This is a genomic window from Burkholderia sp. BDU5 (genome assembly GCF_001522845.1).
GTDB lineage: Bacteria > Pseudomonadota > Gammaproteobacteria > Burkholderiales > Burkholderiaceae > Burkholderia > Burkholderia mayonis.
The window spans coordinates 66,655-83,350 of the sequence record NZ_LOWC01000001.1 but is presented as its reverse complement, the minus strand read 5'-3'; the positions used below and the strand labels follow the sequence as shown (position 1 = coordinate 83,350).

The 16,696-nt window shown below is 66.0% G+C and carries 15 protein-coding genes and 1 pseudogene; 4 read left to right on the top strand and 12 right to left on the bottom strand.

Annotation, left to right across the window (positions count from 1 at the left end; translation table 11 throughout):
• Positions 1 to 216: 216 nt before the first annotated feature.
• Together polX and WS69_RS00360 are read right to left on the bottom strand one after the other, a co-directional pair.
• Entirely contained in the window at positions 217 to 2,067 is a 1,851-nt protein-coding gene (polX, locus tag WS69_RS00370) for a DNA polymerase/3'-5' exonuclease PolX (RefSeq protein WP_059468884.1), read from the bottom strand.
• Positions 2,068 to 2,607: 540 nt separating this feature from the next.
• A complete protein-coding gene (locus WS69_RS00360) occupies positions 2,608 to 3,735 on the bottom strand; it encodes an acyltransferase family protein (RefSeq protein ID WP_059468864.1) in 1,128 nt (375 codons plus the stop codon).
• 366 nt (positions 3,736 to 4,101) lie between these two features.
• Here WS69_RS00360 and WS69_RS00355 point away from each other — a divergent pair, with 366 nt between their 5' ends.
• Positions 4,102 to 5,223 (top strand): serine hydrolase, encoded by a 1,122-nt coding sequence (locus WS69_RS00355; protein WP_197419185.1) that lies wholly within the window; start codon positions 4,102 to 4,104, stop codon positions 5,221 to 5,223.
• Positions 5,224 to 5,497: 274 nt separating this feature from the next.
• Here WS69_RS00355 and WS69_RS00350 read toward each other — a convergent pair whose 3' ends face one another.
• The 3 genes from WS69_RS00350 to WS69_RS00340 form a co-directional block, all read right to left on the bottom strand.
• Positions 5,498 to 6,508 (bottom strand): hypothetical protein, encoded by a 1,011-nt coding sequence (locus tag WS69_RS00350; protein ID WP_059468863.1) that lies wholly within the window; start codon positions 6,506 to 6,508, stop codon positions 5,498 to 5,500.
• A gap of 44 nt (positions 6,509 to 6,552) precedes the next feature.
• A complete protein-coding gene (locus WS69_RS00345) occupies positions 6,553 to 6,906 on the bottom strand; it encodes a hypothetical protein (protein ID WP_156437878.1) in 354 nt (117 codons plus the stop codon).
• Positions 6,907 to 6,973: 67 nt separating this feature from the next.
• Positions 6,974 to 7,591 (bottom strand): DJ-1/PfpI family protein, encoded by a 618-nt coding sequence (locus tag WS69_RS00340; RefSeq protein WP_059468861.1) that lies wholly within the window; start codon positions 7,589 to 7,591, stop codon positions 6,974 to 6,976.
• On the opposite strand from WS69_RS00340, the pseudogene WS69_RS35410 reads away from it, so the two are divergent.
• Positions 7,488 to 7,750: pseudogene (locus WS69_RS35410) on the top strand (PLP-dependent aminotransferase family protein); the annotation flags it as partial. The gene WS69_RS00340 and the pseudogene WS69_RS35410 sit on opposite strands and share 104 nt — an antisense overlap.
• A gap of 961 nt (positions 7,751 to 8,711) precedes the next feature.
• On the opposite strand, the gene WS69_RS00330 reads toward WS69_RS35410, so the two are convergent.
• Positions 8,712 to 8,969: a hypothetical protein gene (locus WS69_RS00330; RefSeq protein ID WP_059468859.1), complete on the bottom strand. Its 258-nt coding sequence runs from the start codon at positions 8,967 to 8,969 to the stop codon at positions 8,712 to 8,714.
• A 226-nt stretch (positions 8,970 to 9,195) separates the two neighbouring features.
• Between WS69_RS00330 and WS69_RS00325 the strand changes: the two genes are divergently transcribed.
• Positions 9,196 to 10,071, top strand: coding sequence for a pyridoxal phosphate-dependent decarboxylase family protein (locus tag WS69_RS00325; RefSeq protein ID WP_231747041.1), 876 nt, complete (start codon positions 9,196 to 9,198; stop codon positions 10,069 to 10,071).
• Positions 10,072 to 10,171: 100 nt separating this feature from the next.
• Here the strand turns inward: WS69_RS00325 and WS69_RS00320 are convergent, their stop codons facing one another.
• The 4 genes from WS69_RS00320 to WS69_RS00305 form a co-directional block, all read right to left on the bottom strand.
• Positions 10,172 to 10,801, bottom strand: coding sequence for an NAD-dependent dehydratase (locus tag WS69_RS00320; RefSeq protein WP_059468858.1), 630 nt, complete (start codon positions 10,799 to 10,801; stop codon positions 10,172 to 10,174).
• 419 nt (positions 10,802 to 11,220) lie between these two features.
• Positions 11,221 to 12,141 (bottom strand): LysR family transcriptional regulator, encoded by a 921-nt coding sequence (locus WS69_RS00315; protein ID WP_059468857.1) that lies wholly within the window; start codon positions 12,139 to 12,141, stop codon positions 11,221 to 11,223.
• A gap of 103 nt (positions 12,142 to 12,244) precedes the next feature.
• Complete coding sequence (locus WS69_RS00310; RefSeq protein WP_082715843.1) at positions 12,245 to 12,679, bottom strand: DUF3331 domain-containing protein; 435 nt, start codon at positions 12,677 to 12,679, stop codon at positions 12,245 to 12,247.
• Between the two features lie 197 nt (positions 12,680 to 12,876).
• Entirely contained in the window at positions 12,877 to 13,698 is an 822-nt protein-coding gene (locus WS69_RS00305; RefSeq protein ID WP_059468855.1) for an alpha/beta fold hydrolase, read from the bottom strand.
• Positions 13,699 to 14,162: 464 nt separating this feature from the next.
• Here WS69_RS00305 and WS69_RS35215 point away from each other — a divergent pair, with 464 nt between their 5' ends.
• Positions 14,163 to 14,294: a hypothetical protein gene (locus WS69_RS35215; protein WP_269434725.1), complete on the top strand. Its 132-nt coding sequence runs from the start codon at positions 14,163 to 14,165 to the stop codon at positions 14,292 to 14,294.
• 69 nt (positions 14,295 to 14,363) lie between these two features.
• On the opposite strand, the gene WS69_RS00300 is transcribed toward WS69_RS35215, so the two are convergent.
• Both WS69_RS00300 and WS69_RS00295 read right to left on the bottom strand, forming a co-directional pair.
• On the bottom strand, positions 14,364 to 15,800 hold the full coding sequence (locus WS69_RS00300) for an alginate export family protein (protein WP_059468854.1): 1,437 nt from the start codon (positions 15,798 to 15,800) through the stop codon (positions 14,364 to 14,366).
• Positions 15,797 to 16,693, bottom strand: a complete 897-nt coding sequence (locus WS69_RS00295) for a VOC family protein (protein ID WP_059468853.1) — start codon at positions 16,691 to 16,693, stop codon at positions 15,797 to 15,799. The genes WS69_RS00300 and WS69_RS00295 overlap by 4 nt, the downstream gene beginning before the upstream one ends.
• Positions 16,694 to 16,696 lie beyond the last annotated feature (3 nt).

Genomic DNA, 16,696 nt, shown 5'->3' with positions numbered 1-16,696 from the left:
AACGACCGTAAGGCGCTTTCTGCACTTCGAAAGGAGCGCGGCGGAACGTCGAACCGGCGTCCGCCGCGTAGCGCGGATCGCTGTAGCACGCACCGAGCGTCACCAATGCGAGCTTCTCCTGCGCGGCGATCCGGTCGGTGTAGATCGACTTCGCCGACGTGCACGCCGCATTGACCGCGCTGCCGAACCGCGTGTCCGACGACGACGTGCGTCCGCTCAAGCCGCAGCGTGCCCGCGCTTCTTCGTGCGACGCGCGCCGCTCGTGCCGGCGCTTCGCGCCGTCGCCCGCTTGCTCGACGAACGTTTCGCCGAGTCGCCCGCGGCCGACGCGGCGCTCCCGCTCATCGTCCGCGCGAGCAGCGGCCGCAGTTGCGCGAGCGTGCGCGTATTGAGCACCTGCGCCTTCGTCAGCCAGCCGCGCCGCGCCTGATCGACGCCGATCCCGAGATAGTTCAGGTCTTCGCGGCGATGCGCGTCGGAATCGATCGACACGAGCACGCCAGCCTCGGCCGCCTGCCGGCACCAGATGTCGGCAAGATCCAGCCGCTGCGGCTGCGCATTCAGCTCGAGATGGCAGCCGCGCGCGCGCGCTTGCTCGATCACGCGGGCAAGGTCGATGTCGTACGCGTCGCGCTCGCCGAGCAGCCGCCCCGACGGATGCGCGAGGATCGTGAAAGACGGATGATCCATCGCGCGCAGCACCCGCTCGGTCTGCGCGGCGCGCGACAGATCGAAGCGACTGTGAACCGCGCCGACCACCAGATCGAGCCGCGCGAGTATATCGTCGGGCAGATCCAGGCTGCCGTCTTCGAGGATGTCGACTTCGATGCCTTTCAGCAGCACGATGCCTTCGAGCGTCTCGTTCAGGCGATCGATCTCGTCGATTTGTCTGGCGAGGCGCTCCGCGTCGAGGCCGTGCGCGACGCCGAGCCGGCGCGAATGATCGGTGATCGCGAGATACTCGAGGCCGCGCTTGCGCGCCGCGAGCGCCATGTCCTGCAGGCTGTCCTGACCGTCGGTCGCGTTCGTGTGCGCATGCAGGTCGCCGCGCAGGTCCTTGCGTTCGACGAGGGCCGGCAGGCGGCCTTCGCGCGCGGCCTCGATCTCGCCCTGGTTCTCACGAAGCTCGGGCGGCACCCAGTCGAGGCCGATCGACGCGTAGACCGATTCCTCGGTCGCACCGGCGACGCGCCGCTCGCCATGGAACACGCCATACTCGTTGATCTTCAGGTCGCGCGCCTGCGCGATCCGGCGCATGGCGATGTTGTGCGCCTTCGATCCCGTGAAGTACACGAGCGCCGCGCCGAGCGACGCCGGCGTGACGACGCGCAGATCGACCTGGATTCCGCAGCGAAGCACGACGCTCGAGCGCGTGTCGCCGTTCGCGAGCACGCGCTCGACTTCGTCGTATCCAACGAAGCGCGCCGCCACTTTCGCCGGATCGCTCGCCGTCACGAGAATGTCGAGATCGCCGACGGTTTCGCGCCGGCGCCGGAAGCTGCCGGCCACGAGCGCTTCGCTCACGCCCGGCGTCTCGCGCAGATACGTGAGGAGCGGCGTCAGATACTGCGTCGCGAACGACAGCAGGAAGCGCTGCGACTTGCGCCGCAGCCGCGCGCCGATCGCCTCCGCGATGTGCGTCTCAGTCTTCTCGCCGAAGCCCGGCAGTCCGCGGATCCTGCCGCTCTCGGCGACTTCCTTCAACTGCTCGAGCGTCTCGACGTGCAGCGCGTCGTGCAGCGCGCGCACGCGTTTCGCCCCCAGCCCCGGGACCCCGAGCAGCTCGACGATCGCGGGCGGCAGCGCTTGGCGAAGTTGCTGCTGCAGCCCGCACGTGCCGGTCGTCGCGATTTCGCGCAGCTTGCCGGCGAGATCGGGGCCGATCGTCGGAATATCGTCGAGGTTCTTCCCGTCGGCGACCATCGCCGCGATGTCGCGGCCTAGCCCGCCGACCGTGCGCGCCGCGTTGCGATACGCGCGCACGCGAAATGGATTGGCCCCCTGTATCTCGAGCAGATCGGCGATCTCGGCGAAGACCGCCGCAAAATCGGCATTGTGGATTGGCATGTTCGACCTCGCCTTCGCATGGACGGCGGTGCGCGACATGGCGCGTCGGCGCCGGGCGGCTCGACGCACCGTCGCGCGCATGTGTCGCGCGCTTTCATCTTAGGTCGCGACGAGCATCGGGGCCGTGCGCGAGCGCCGGCGGCGGTGCTGCCGGCGGCCGGCATCGCGATCCGTTCGCTCGACGCCCGGCACGACAGGCCCAGCATAGGCGGGGCGCGAGGCACGTCGTTGCGCTGGATCAATTCGATCGATGTCGCATATTTCGAGCGCGATTTCGCAGCCTAAACATGCGCGCGACGCCGGGCGAAACGTTACACGGATGCGCACAGCGCGATCGGGATCGATTCCAGATCAGGACAACGAGGCTCAGCCGGCATTTCGTATATTTTTCATGAAGCGGCGGACCCGGCCGGCATGTCGGCTTCCATTGCACCCCGCAATCCCCGAGGCGGTATCACACCGCACCCAAGCCACGCGTCGAGCGATCCGGTCGCGGCCAATCGACGATCGCGCCCGAAAAGGCGGAAGCCGCGAGGCGAATCACTTCTGCAGATATCTCGGCGAGAAGCGCACGGCGCCCCGCCTGAGCGCGTCGTTCAACGGCTCGGAATAGCACCTGAACACAAGCTCCGCGACGAGCGCCGACACACCCACGTAAAAGATCAGCCACAGCGGCTTTGCGCCGACGCCGATCGTCTCTCGCGTGACGAACTCGCGCAGAATGCCCAGCACGACGATATGAAACAGGTACAGCTCATAGCTCCGCTGTCCGAACCAACGGATCATGCGGAGCGCCGCATGCGGCGCGTTCGCCTCGTCATGCGATCCATCCCTGAAGCTGTACAGCAGGATCGCGGTGCAGAACGCGACGACCGACACGCCCCACACGACGTTTTGCATGATCGGCCCGCACAGGTAGACGACGGTGATCGCGGCGGCGGCGATCGCCCGGACCGCCCGGCTCCGGCCGCGCGAGATCCGGCGCAACGGAAGCAACGCCGCGCAGCCTCCCATCGCGATCGCATCGAAGCACGATCCGTAGTCGTACAGCGCGACGATTTCGTCGTGCGCGTGCAGGCTACGGTAGATCGGTCCGACGACGATCGGCACGCACAGGAACAGCACGATGTAGCGACGTCGCCGCAGCAGCAGGCAGAGGATCGGGAACGCAAGATAGAACACCTCCTCGACCGACAGCGACCACAGGATGTTCATCGCGTAATTGAAATAGCCGACCTTCGCCATCAGCACGTTGTGCCAGAAGGTCAGCACCGACAGCACCGCGACGAGCGTGCTCGCGGTGTCCGGCTTGTCGACGAACGAGCGCAGGCCGAGCGAACCGAGCGCCACGATCGCGAGCAGGACGAGCACGAGGCACGGCAGGATCCGCGACGCGCGATACCCGTAGAACGTCGCCGGCTCGATCGCGCCGAGCGAGCCGAAGCGCCGGACCGACGTCGACATGATCAGGAACCCGGACACGGCGAAGAACATCGTGACGCCGTAATTGCCGTTTCGCGCAACCGCCTCGAGCGCGTCCGACAGGAACGGCGAATCGATCGGCGTGACGTTCAGCTGGTACGTCAGATGGAAATGCAGGATCAGGACGAGCAGGATGGCGATCCCGCGCAACAAGTCGACGCCGTCGTTTCTTCTTTTCGATTCCATGGTTTTCGAATTTCACGCCGAAGCGGTGGCGGCTCGCCGCTTGCGCGCCGTGTTCGAATCAAGCACGGCCGCGCGCGGTTTTCATCAGCCTTCTTTCAAATGACAACGAACGGGACCGCCGTTTCCGTGCGGACGAGCGCATGCGCCGAGGCGACTGCGCGACAACGCGCATCGCCCGGATGCGATACGGCGCAATGGGCACCGCGCGTTCGTTCGGCCGAAAAAATCCTCATCCCGTAAAAATAAAAACGATCGTTTCAAATGAAATAATTTGGATGAGGAATATTTCCTATGTCATTGTAATTGCTAACGTAATGTCCCGTTACTATAATCATTCCAAAGCTCGAATCCAACAATTGGGGCGCAATGAAAGCGACACCGTTTTCCTCGTTGAAAGCGATGTGCGGAACCGTACTTCGTGTCTCGAAGTGGGCGGTGTTGCCGGTTGTCCTCGCCTCCGTACTCGCCGTTCCGTCGTTCGACGCGCAGGCGACATCCTCCGTGCCGAAACGGCATCCCGCGGCTTCCGCGTCCATCCGGAAAGCGAGTTTTCATCCGCAAGCGGGCCATGCATCGCTTGCGGGGCACGCTGTCGCCGCGCGCCATCTGAAAGCCGGCCGCTACAGGCTGGCAGGCGGCGTCCACCGGGTCACGTTCTCGCCGCGCGCGCCGCTGAGCGCCCGCGCGTTCGAGCCGCGCGATACGTCACGGCCGTACGGACTCCGTTCGAACATCGCCTACATGATCGACCAGCATACCGGCGAAACGCTGGTCGACCGGAATTCGCAATCGGTCGTGCCGATTGCGTCGGTGACGAAGCTGATGACCGCGATGGTCGTGCTCGATTCGAAGGCGCCGCTCGAAGAACTGATCGAAGTGACCGACGACGATCGCGATCAGGACAAGTTCACCGGCTCGCGCCTCGCGATCGGTTCGACGCTGAGCCGCGACGACATGCTTCACATCGCGCTGATGGCGTCCGAGAATCGCGCGGCGGCGGCGCTGTCGCGCTACTACCCGGGCGGCCGGCAAGCATTCGTCGACGCGATGAATCGGAAGGCGCGATCGCTCGGCATGATCGATACGCATTTCGAGAATCCAACCGGGTTATCGAAATACAACGTATCGACCGCGCGCGATCTCGCGAAGATGGTCGAGGCGGCTTACCAATATCCGCTGATCCGGCAGTATTCGACCGATCTGAAATACGAGGTCGACACGGGCCGCCGCACGCTCTACTACCACAGCACGAACATCCTGCTGCGCGACGAAGACTGGGACATCGGCGTGCAAAAGACGGGCTATATCAGGGAGTCCGGCATTTGCCTCGTGATGCAGACGACGATCGACGGGCGCGGGGTCGTGATGGTGCTGCTGGATTCGGCCGGGCGTCACGCCGATTTCTTCGACGCGGCGCGGCTGCGCGCGATGCTGACGTCGGGCGGCGCGCACGTGACGGAAGCGAATTCGGCGGCGGGCGGCAACTGAGCCGAAAGGGTTCGGACGACGGCGCACATTCGTTGTCGGCACGACACGCGCGGCGGCGACGTTCGACAAACTCGCGTCGCCACGCGCGCCGCACCGCGCGGCCGCACGACGCCGTGGCCGTACCGCCGTTTGTCGCCGCATGAACTTCGACGATGCTCGATCGTGCCAGGCAGTCGTTCGCGCAGCGCATTCTCATCGCCGCTCTGCAACCCTCATGATCGCTCCCGCGTTCGGCTTCGCGCGGCGGCCATCGGCCGCGCGCCGCTCGTGCGTCTCATGCGCTTGCGATAGGCTCGTCGAACATCGTCTTGAAATGCGCGGCGAACCGGTCGAGCTGATCGGCCGGCAGACGATTGACCCCGGCCGCGCGCTTGCGGCCGCCGCCCGTTTCGAAGCCTCGGCAGAAATCGTCGGCGCCGATCGTGCTGTTCGCCGGGACGCGCACGCTGACGACGTAGCCGCCGTCCGTCCTCGGACTCAGGATCGCCAGCGCACACGCCGGATGGCTTTGCACGACCTCGTTCGCGAGCACGCCGGTCACGCGGCGCGCCCAACTCTCCGACGGCAGCACGAGCATGATCGCGTGCGGCGTCGCCACTTCCGGGCGCACCGCGCGCGCCCGGCGCAGGTCGTCCCGGTATCCGTCGCTCAGCACGCGCAGCACGTCGGTACCGCCGATGAAGTCGAGCGGGTCCGCGAATGGCTGCATCGTTTCCGCCAAGGCAGCCGGATCGAAATGCAGGTCGGCGACGCGCTCGCCGTACGCGTTGTAGTTCAGGCACCGTCCGAGTTGCGCGAGCCGCTCGAGCGCCTCCGGCCCGACGCGATGCGCAAGCGCGAGCGCATGACCGAGCTGCGGCAGCGCATCGCCGAACGCCGCGACGATCGCCCAGCGCGCGTGGCGCCCTTGCAGGTATCGATCGACGATCGCGCTCGTGCAAACGTCCGCGGCGGTATCGATGTACGCATGGAAGTTCGGATGGCCGGGCAGCGCGCCCGCGAAGTGATGATCGAAGTAGCGCAGCCGCGCACCCGCCGCGAGCAGTCGCTCGACGTCCGCGCGGTTCTGGTCGTGCGACACGTCGAGGACCGTGACTTCGTCGCCGGCCGCGGCCGACACGCGAGCCAGCAATCGGATATCGCGCTTGACGCCCGTCACGAGCGTGCCTCCCGGTCCTTCGGCAAGACGCAGCTGCTGCAGTGCGCACAGGCCGTCGGCATCGCCGTTGAATGCGAAGATCCTCGTCGGCGGCGTGCGCCCGGCGCCGCCGGCGTTTTCGTGCATTGCCGCTTGCGGGCCGTGATTTCCGCGACTGGCGATACCGGAATTCAAAATGTGCCTCCACAAAGCAATCGATCGGCGCTCGACGCGTTTCGCCGGAACGAAACGCCGTGCGTGAAGAGCGAACGCCGGCTGTCGCCTCGCGCCGCATGACGCCGGTTGCGCGATGCGCGATGCGCGATGCGTGTTGCGTGTTGCGTGACGAATCGCAACGCCACGATTGTATCGTTTCGCCAGCCAACGATCGCATCGGCGACGCATTCGACATCTGACGAGCCAGGGCCGAAGCCAAGCGTTTCACTCCGCTTCGCGCGCCACGCTTCCTCCTTTTTGCCGTCACGCTCGCCGAACGTGAATGTGCCATCCCCGACCGTCACCCGATCCTGGCCAAGGCGGAACACGAACGCGCGCCGCGTGCCGCCGCCGGCACCCGCGGCACCCGGCGCCCGGCGCCCAGCGCCTGCTCGTTCACGCAGCCGCCGACGCTTCCGTCAGAAACGGCGCGACATGCGCCATCGCGCGCGACACGTAATCTTCCTTCTCGCCGACCGGCGCGACGTAATGCAGCGCGCGCTCCGCGGCTTCCCGCCCTTCGAGACGCGCGATGACCCACGCGGCAAGGTAGTGCGACGCAAGACAGCCGCCCGCGGTCGCGACGTTGCCGTTCGCGAAGAACGGCCGGTTCAGCACGTCGACGCCGGCTTCCTGCACCCATGGCTTCGTCGTGAGATCGGTGCACGCCGGCACGCCGTCGAGCAGTCCCAGCTTCGCGAGCACGAGCGTGCCTGAGCATTGCGCCCCCAGCAGTTGCCGCGACGGATCGAGCCGAAGCTGCGCGATCAGCGCGGCATCGGCGACGACTTCGCGCGTCCGCACCCCACTGCCGACGAGGATCGCATCGGCATCGCTCGCGTCGCGCAGCGACGCCTGCGCTTCGATCGCGACGCCGTTCATCGACCGGACGCGGGCGGTCGGACTCGCGATCGACACGCGCCAGCCCGGCTTCTTCACGCAGTTGAGGATGCCGAGCGCGATCAGCGAGTCGAGCTCGTTGAAGCCTTCGAAAGTCAGGATTGCGATATGCATGACGTCGTCTCCAGTGAGTGTCGATTGCGACGACGCATCGTATGTCCGAAAATCAATACAATCAAATAATTGTCATGGATACATCGGCACATGGCCCACGCCCGCTACAAACACCTCGTCGACACGCTTGCGGCCGACATCCGCTTGACGCGTATTCCCATTGAGACGGTCGTCGGATCGATTTGCGCCTTTTCCGACGGGGGTCGGAGCCGAGATCGCGTACTCGGCGTTGAATACAACCGGCATGACCGATTACGGCGATTTCGAATCCATGGCCTCCTACCAAAACTCATAGTCGACAAACGGTCGATGACGGACAAAAATTGAACCAGCGACCATAATCAACAATCCATTCCCAATTAGCCAGCACCACAAGATCGCATCGATCTCCGGAATTCCAAAAACATATCGAATATCACGCCTCGACCGATCAAATTTCACGCGTCCATCAAGCCAATCCGGAAAAAACGGGAAATATCACGAGTACAAACATCGTTTACACTGAGTCAAAAATAACGTCCAATCCAGCCGACTTCAATCCGAATTGCTCCTATGACTCCGACTGGGTGGAAGCAAACAATTCCATCAACCAAAACCTGATCTTCAAACATATCTTAAAATTCATTCCGTTCCCAATCTGCATCTTCTTTTCGCCCGATCAAGACGCGGTCTATCCTTTGATCTGGAGTTATTATGGCCCGACGAGCGGAAATCCTGCCACAATCAGAGTTGACCCGAGAAAGATCATCATTACGATTTACAATGGAATTCCTTTATTCGGCTACTTCGATCAACAGCTCTCGCACTAGGTTTATTTCAAGACCGGATTTTATAGAGTAACCATCCCCAACCAGGCATGCAGGAGCAGTTGACCGATACTGATTGATCGTTGAGCGCTTGTGACACGGTCAGGCTCGGAAATGCAAGACATGCCGATCACGCTCAAGCCCTGCTCAATCCGAGATCATCGCAACGCGCAATCAATCGCCGCCAAAGAAACGCGTACCGGCCGCAACGGAATGACTTCGCATTCGGCCGCCTGCCGGCGCGTCGCCCCCGACGCGCGACAGACAGCCGGAACGCGCAACTGCGCAGCGTTGCGCTTCATCCGAAGCTGCCATCAACCTGCTACCCGCTCCGACCAGCGTCGCCCCTTCCATGCCGCGCCACCGCAGGCCACGTCAGCGAGCCGCTTGATCGGCCGATCCGCCCCAGCGGCTCGATCGCCTTCAACCTTGCCTTTCTCCTCTCCGGGCTTCACCTCGACGTCCTTCCGGATCGCGCCTTCGTTCTCGTCCGGCTCCGTCCGCCACGCGCGCATCGCGATGAAATCTGCCGTGCCGACACTCGCACACCCTTTACCCGATATTGTGTCCATGCGTCGAATGGCTGACACGTCCGAACGCGCCACGACAAGTCGCTGGCCTCACCCCTCACCGGGACGCTTCGCGCACCTGTCGGTGACGGGAGCGCGTTCATCGCCGCCTGCACGGCGGCACATCGGCGACGACAGATTCGCGTCGACCTTCGTCTATGCGCAGCCCGGCTGTCCCGGCTGTCCCGGCTGTCCCGGCGTTCCGGCGCTCATCGGCGCGATCCGCGCATTGGCCTTAGTATTCCCGTCCGTCGACGTCGCCGCGCTCGAAGCGGCGCTCAGGCGTCTCGACGGCAAGTCCGCGATCGTCGTCGCGAACGCGGGCACCGTGAACACGGTCGACTACGACACGCTGCCGGCCATCGCCGCGCTCAAGGCGCGCTATCCGTTCTGGCTGCACGCCGACGCGGCGTTCGGTGCATTCGGTGCATTCGGTGCATTCGGTGCATTCGGTGCATTCGGTGCGTTCGGCGCGTTCGGTGCGTTCGGCGCGTTCGGTGCGTTCGGTGCGTTCGGTGCGTTCACCGCGCTGTCGCCGGAGCACGCGTCGCTCACGCGCGGCCTCGTCGACGCCGACTCGATCTGCATCGACCTCCACAAATGGCTGAACGTGCCCTACGACGCCGCGGTGCAGTTCAGCCGCCGTCGCGACCTGCAGGTGCGCGTGTTCCAGAACAGCGCCGCGTATCTCGGCGTCCCCGCCGGCGATCCGGACTTCGTCCATCTGATGCCGGAAAATTCGCGGCGGCTGCGCGCGCTGTCGACGTGGTTCGCACTCGCCGCGTGCGGCCGAGACGGGCACGCGGAGATCGTCCGCCGCAACATCGCGCTTGCGCGCCGGCTCGGCCGCCTGATCGACGCACAGCCCGGCCTGACGCTCCTTGCTCCGACGCGGCTCAACGTCGTGTGCTTCACGCTCGCAGAGCAGCCCGACGAGGCCCGCGTCAACGCGTACATGCGCGCGGTGCGCGACCTCGGCGACGCGTTCATCACGACGACGGTCTATGCGGGCACCTGGGGGCTGCGCGCGGCGTTCAGCAATTGGCGCACGGACGAGGACGACGTCGGCCGGGTGTTCCGGTCGCTGGTTAGCGCGCTGGGTTAAATCGCGAATGCAGCGCGCGGGCGCGGCGCACGATGCCGAGAACCCGACTGACGTGCCACATGTCTTCGCTGACGGCACCCGCAGCGGGCGGGCGCAGCCGTCAGGTCAGACGATCGGACGCAACGACATGCATGCCCGGCGCCGGATTCAGCGCCGCCTCGATCAGCGCGCGGGCAATCCGGGGCGCCGGATTGAGCCGCCAGCCGCGCGGCAGCAGCGGTCCGAACAGCGTCAGCGCGCACACCGCGGCGCGTTCGCCGAGGCGAAACTCGTCACGGTGCCCGCCGATCAGGCCCGGCCGCACCGCCGTCAGCGAAGCGAACCCGAGACCGGCCAGATCCCGCTCCAGTTCGCCCTTCACGCGGCTGTAGAAGAAGCGCGACGCTGCGTCCGCGCCGGCGGCCGAGTTGAGCACGTAAGTCGGCGTACCGTGGCGCCGGGCGATGCGCGCGACGGCAAACGGATAGTCGTGGTCGACCCGCCGGAACGCCGATTGGGAGCCGGCCACCCGCATCGTCGTGCCGAGCGTGCAGATCACTGCGTCCGCGCGCCACCACGGCGCGTCCTCGGGCAGGTGATCGAAGTCGGCGCGTGGAGCCTGTAGCTTCGGATGCGCAGGCAACGCGCGGCGAGCGAGCGCGACCACACTGTCGACGCGTGGCTCGGCAAGCGCCAGGTCGAGCACGTGGCGGCCGACGAGTCCGGTCGATCCGACGAGAAGCAGCTTCATCCTGATTTCCTCGGAGTGGGTGATGCTCCAGATACTCGAACGGCGCTATCGGAATGCGCTTTTCCGAGTCGCACTCGATTCACGCGCCGCGGTGGAGCGATGCGCGACGTGACAGGCTGAGGCGAGCCGGCCGACTCGCCGCCGGCTTGATAGGGCGATTCGAATTCTACAGCGTAGCCGGGCTGCGCCCGCGAATCCGCGGCAAGGCGGCTCGCCTCGCCGCCCTTGAGTCCGAACAGGTGCCGAAGGCCGAGTCGGCGAATGATCGATCGTCACGCCCGGCGTCACATGAGAAGCGCAGCGATGAAAACACAGCGGCGCGTCGAGCGACGGAAACGCCGCCCGCCTCGGCGGACCGCGGCTTGCATGGGGCCGCGCTTACGCAACGCCCCCCGAGCGCGTCGCAGAACGCAAGCCGCTCAGCCCTCGCCGGACTGCTGCAGCGCTTCCTGCTTCTCGAACACACCGCTCAGCCAGTCGATGAAGACGCGCACCTTGTGCGGCAGATTGCGATTTGGCAAATAGAGGATCGACACCGGCCTCGCGGGTTCGTCGAACCGGCTCAGCACGCGTTGGAGCGCGCCCGTCTTCAGATGCGGATCGACAAGATAGCGCGATGTCTTCCCCAATCCGAGACCCGCCAGTACGGATGCGACATAGGCGTCCGCATCATTGACCGATACGATGCCCTTCATCGCGACGGTCTTCGGCTTGCCGCCATCCATGAAGCACCACGGCCGGGTCTTTCCGGTATTCATCGACGTATAGTTCACGCCGACGTGCCGATCGAGCGCGTCGAGCGTCTCCGGCACGCCATATCGTTCGAGATACGCCGGCGTCGCGCACGTGCACGGCGCCATCGTGCCGATGCGGCGTGCGACGAGCCCCGAATCCTCCAGCGCGCCGACCCGCACCACGCAATCGACGGCTTCGCCGACGAGGTCGACCAGCCGGTCCGTCAGGCCGATCTCGACCAGGATCTCCGGATACTGCGCGGCGAATGCCGGCAGTGCCGGAATCACGATCGACTTGCCCATCGCGGGCGGCACGTTGACCTTGACGCGGCCCCGGGGCGTCACTTTCGCATGCGACAGCGACGCCTCGATGTCGTCGATCTCGTTCAGCACGTTGATGCAGCGCTCGTAGTACGTCCGGCCGTCGTCGGTCAGCGCGATGCGCCGCGTCGTGCGATTCAGCAGCCGGCAGCCGAGGCGGATTTCGAGCGTCTGGATCAGCCGCGACACCGTCGGCGTCCCGAGGCCGGTCAGATCGCCCGCCCGTGCGAAACCGCCCGCCTCGACGACGCGCGCAAACACTCTCATCGCCTGCAGCGTATCCATCCACTCTCCCGCTCTCATTCTCGTCGTTGCGGCCGCACGGCCGCGAAATCGCATGGCGGCGCCGCATCGGCGCGGCGGCGCGTCCGCGCGGGGGACTGGCTCGTCACGACTGTGAATCGAGCGCTGCGGCCAGAATCGTCTGATCGGCGTTGGCCGGAATGTTCCCGCGCGTGTACTTCGGCCGATAGATCGCGTCGCCCGATTCGATCGTCGAGCCGGACAACGCGCAGGTGCAGCGCCGGCGCGCGACGCCTTTCGTCCAAATCTGCTCGCCGTAGTTCGCGGAAGCCGGATCGCACCACGAGACCTCGATCGAGCTTCCCGTCCGCCGCTCCCAATGGCGGACCGCCGGCACGCGCGACGTCGGCGGCCGCGCGGCGCTCGTCGGCGGCGCGATCGGATCGGGCGGCTCCGTATCGCATCGGTTCGCACGCGCGAACGAATACGCCGCGCGCGCAGCGGACTCGCGATACCAGCAGGCGGCAAGCAACGTGGTCAGGACGCGTTGCCACCGATCGGCGTCAGTGGAATCCATCATCAAGACCTCCTTCAAAGCCGGCGCACGTGCGACGCCCACGCCAGCCGGACTCGCCGGCCCGCTCGCCGACTGCCTGCCCGCCCGGCGCGGGCGCGCGACCGCGCGGCGTCGCGCGCCGCCCGCGTCGCGTGAGCTCGCGCCCAGCTTCGCGACGACGCGTGCGCGGCGTCGAACCGCTGCGAATGCCGATATCGCCTTTACGATTCGAGAAACGCGAGCAGATCCGCGTTGACCTGATCCGCGTGCGTGACGCAGATGCCATGCGAGCCGCCGGGATACACCTTCAGCGTCGCGTGCTCGACGATCTTCGCGGACAGGCGCGCGGACGCGTCGATCGGCACCATCTGGTCGTCGTCGCCGTGCAGGATCAGCGTCGGCACGTCGATCTTCTTCAGGTCTTCCGTGTAATCCACTTCGGAGAACTCGCGGATGCATGCGTACTGGCCAAGAATCCCGCCCGTCATCCCTTGCGCCCAGAACGCGTCGATCGTGCCTTGCGACACCTTCGCTTCCGGCCGGTTGAAGCCGAAGAAAGGCAGCGCGACGTCGCGATAGAACTGCGAGCGGTTGTCGACGACGCCCTTGCGGATGCCGTCGAATACCTCCATCGGCAGGCCGCCCGGATTCGTAGCCGTCTTCAGCATGATCGGCGGCACCGCGCCGATCAGCACGGCCTTCGCGACGCGCTGCGTGCCGTGACGGCCGATGTAGTGCGCGACTTCGCCGCCGCCCGTCGAATGCCCGACGAGCGTCGCCTCGCGCAGGTCGAGCGCGTCGAGCAGTGCGGCGAGGTCGTCCGCGTAGGTATCCATGTCGTTGCCCGTGGCCGGCTGGCCGGAACGGCCGTGGCCGCGGCGATCGTGCGCGATGACGCGAAAGCCGTGCTGCGCGAGGAACAGCATCTGCGCGTCCCACGCATCCGCGTTCAGCGGCCAGCCGTGCGAGAACACGACCGGACGTCCCGTGCCCCAATCCTTGTAGAAGATTCGCGTACCGTCTTTCGTCGTGATCGTGTCCATCTGAGTGCGCTCCTGGTGAGTAGTGAGGTGACGGACGCACGATGCGATGCGCTCCGATCGAACAACAGGCCATTCAACGCGGCGACATGTGCCGCGGCACCTTCGCTCGACGCCGTGCGGCAGTGTCGAGCGCAATTCGTGCTGCAATCCGCAATGAACCGAAACCGCGGTCGCCGCGCGTTCGTACGCCGCAAGCAGCGTGCTTTGTGCGATGACGAGACGCATCGAGTGTCCGACGCGCCCCGACCGATGCTCGCTTCGCTTCGAACGGACATTCGCTCGAAGCGACACGCGGCATGGCGCGCGGCGCGGCCCGCCGCGCCCGGCGGCTTCGCCTCGATCGCTTTTACGCGGACGTCGCAACGTTCGCCGCGCAGATTAATGCGCGGCACGCGCGCCGGACTTAAGCAAACCTGAATTTTCATGATTCAGCGACCGGGCGAGTGCCGCATACGTGAACGCCGATGCTCGACATCGCATCGCCGACGCCGACGCCGACGCCGAACGACGCGATCACGTCGCCCGGAGTGAAGCATAGTTCGGCATTTCGAAATCTCAACGACCTCTTGTTCGCCCCGCATGATCGAGCAAGCTGATTTTCGTCGCGCCGGCCCGGCATGCAGTCAAGACAACGTGATGACTTTCGCGCGACGCCGCCGGCGCGGCTACCAGCCGAATTTCAACTCCGCGCCGACATAATCCGCATTGCGCCCGCCCGCCGCGCGAATCGCATCGCCCACCTGGAAGTGCACCATCTCGAGCGCCGCCGCCAGATTCGCCGTCACCGCCCAATCGGCGCGCAGCTGCGTGTAGAAGCCGGTCCACTTGCCGCCCCGGCCCGCCGTGCCGGGCACGGGCGACGCGCCTTGCGCGTAGACCGCGTCCGCCGTCGTCGCGCGCCACTGCAACCCGACCGCCGCGAGCAGCGTGAGCGTGTTGCTCGGCTTGAACGTAAGCGACGGCTTCACGTGAATCAGGTTCGTGTAGCCGGTATAGCCGGCGAGCGCGAAGTAGTAGCCGTTCGGAAACAGCGGATTGAACGTCTCGATCCGGCCGTCGTGCGGATGCCGGTCGCCCGACGCCGCGTCGACATGCAAGCCGACTCGCGGCGTCCAGCGCATGTCGGCGAACGTATAGCCGGCGAGCGAGCCTGCCGCCCATGCTTCGATGCGCTGCGCGCCGACGTGCCCCGACTGATACATGCCCTCGACATCCCAGTCGACGTTCTGCTTCTTGCCCGCGTACCGGAGATCGAACACGTCCCGGTGCTCGGCGCCCGCGCCGTCGAGAAACTGCGCCTGCGTCCGGTTGTACCGCGAGTAATACGCGGACAGGTCGCCCGGCCCCACGCCCTGACGCTCGACGCGCACGCCGCTGAACGTGAGGTTGCGGTTCGACACATCGTCGAACGCTTCGTCGTCGCGGTACTGAACGGGCTGCGTCGCATAGCCGATGAAGCGCCACGGCCCCGCTTCCCAGTCTGCCCATATGCCGTCGAACGCCTGGCGCACGTTCGGGCCGTCGCGCACCGACACGAAGCGCTGCAAATCGAACGCCATCTCCTGACGGCCGATCCGCGCCTTGAACACGCCGGGCCCGATCGCGTCGGAATAGGTCACGAACGCTTGACGCAGATCCAGGCGATTGCGATCGACGGGGCCGACGCTGTCCTTGTCGAACGTGCGCGCGTCCTCGATCTGCACGAACACCTGGATGTGTCCGGCGAGGCGCAAATCGGCATGCACCTGCGCGCGTTGCAGCACGTAGGTGTCGCCGCGCGCCCGACCGATGCCGAAGAGCGGCGCGTCGTTCACTTCGAGCCGCTCGCGCAGCACCGCGCCGAGCGACAGATACGAATCGCTGCGGCCGAAGAGCGGCACGTACTTCAGCGAGTCGAGCGGCCGGCGCGGCACGCATGGATCCGCGAGCGCCGACCAGTCTTCCTGCCAGCGGTTGAACAGGATCGCCGGACGCGTCTTCGTGCACGACGCGTCCGACGACGCCGGCGCCGCTGCGGGCGCATCCGCCGCGTGCGCGCGGGCCGCGGCGAGCAGCGACATCAACGCCCAGCAGCAAAGCGAGGAAGCACGGCGCATCGTCATTTGGCGTCGTGCACTTCGGCGATGTAGCCGCCGGGAAACGCGAGCATCGCGGTGCGTCCGGCTTGCTGCGTGCGATACGGCCGGACCAGCACCTTGACGCCCGCCGCCTGCGCCTTCTCGAGCGTCGCATCGAGATCGTCGACCGCATAGCCCGTGGTTTCGCGGCCGTACGGGAACGCCAGCTTGCCGTCGGTCACGAACGCGGCGACCCGGCCGAACGCCGATTCGATCACGATCTTGCGCATCTCCGTGCCCGGCCGGCCGATCGCGCCGCCGTCTTCATGGCGGTTGTCAGAGACGACCTTGCCGTGCGAGAACCGAACCCAGCGCTTGACGAAATGATCGGCTTCGTCTGGCGACAGATAGACCCGATTGTCGGGAACCGTCGCGAGCACCGCGTAAGACGGCGCCTTCCGATGCCAGTAGAGCTGCATCATTACGCCGCCCGGCCAGCGGATCACCGCGTCCCGGCCGATCGGATCGTCGAACGAGTCGACGACGATGTCCGCGCCGGCCGAGCGCGCCGCCTTCACGGCGTCGTCCATATCCGTCACCAGATAGCCCGTCCGCTCGTCGCCGAACGGATAGGGAATCGGCGTCTTGAACCCGAACACCGACAGCATGCCCACCGGCGTCTGCACGTACTGCGACAGCGTCTCGCTCGGCGCCGGCGTGACCGTGAGCGTCACGCGCGGCGACGCTTTCCCGCCGAACGTCGCGACGATGCTGTTGACGAACGCGTCCAGATCGGACACCGCGACGTAGACGTGCGTTGTGTCGTACTGCGGCCCGACGGCAACCGACGGCGCCGACGCGGTCGCGCGAGTGGATTCGGCCGCGGCGCTCGCATCCGCATCCGCGAAAGCCGCGGGCATCTGCGCCATGCCGAGCATCAA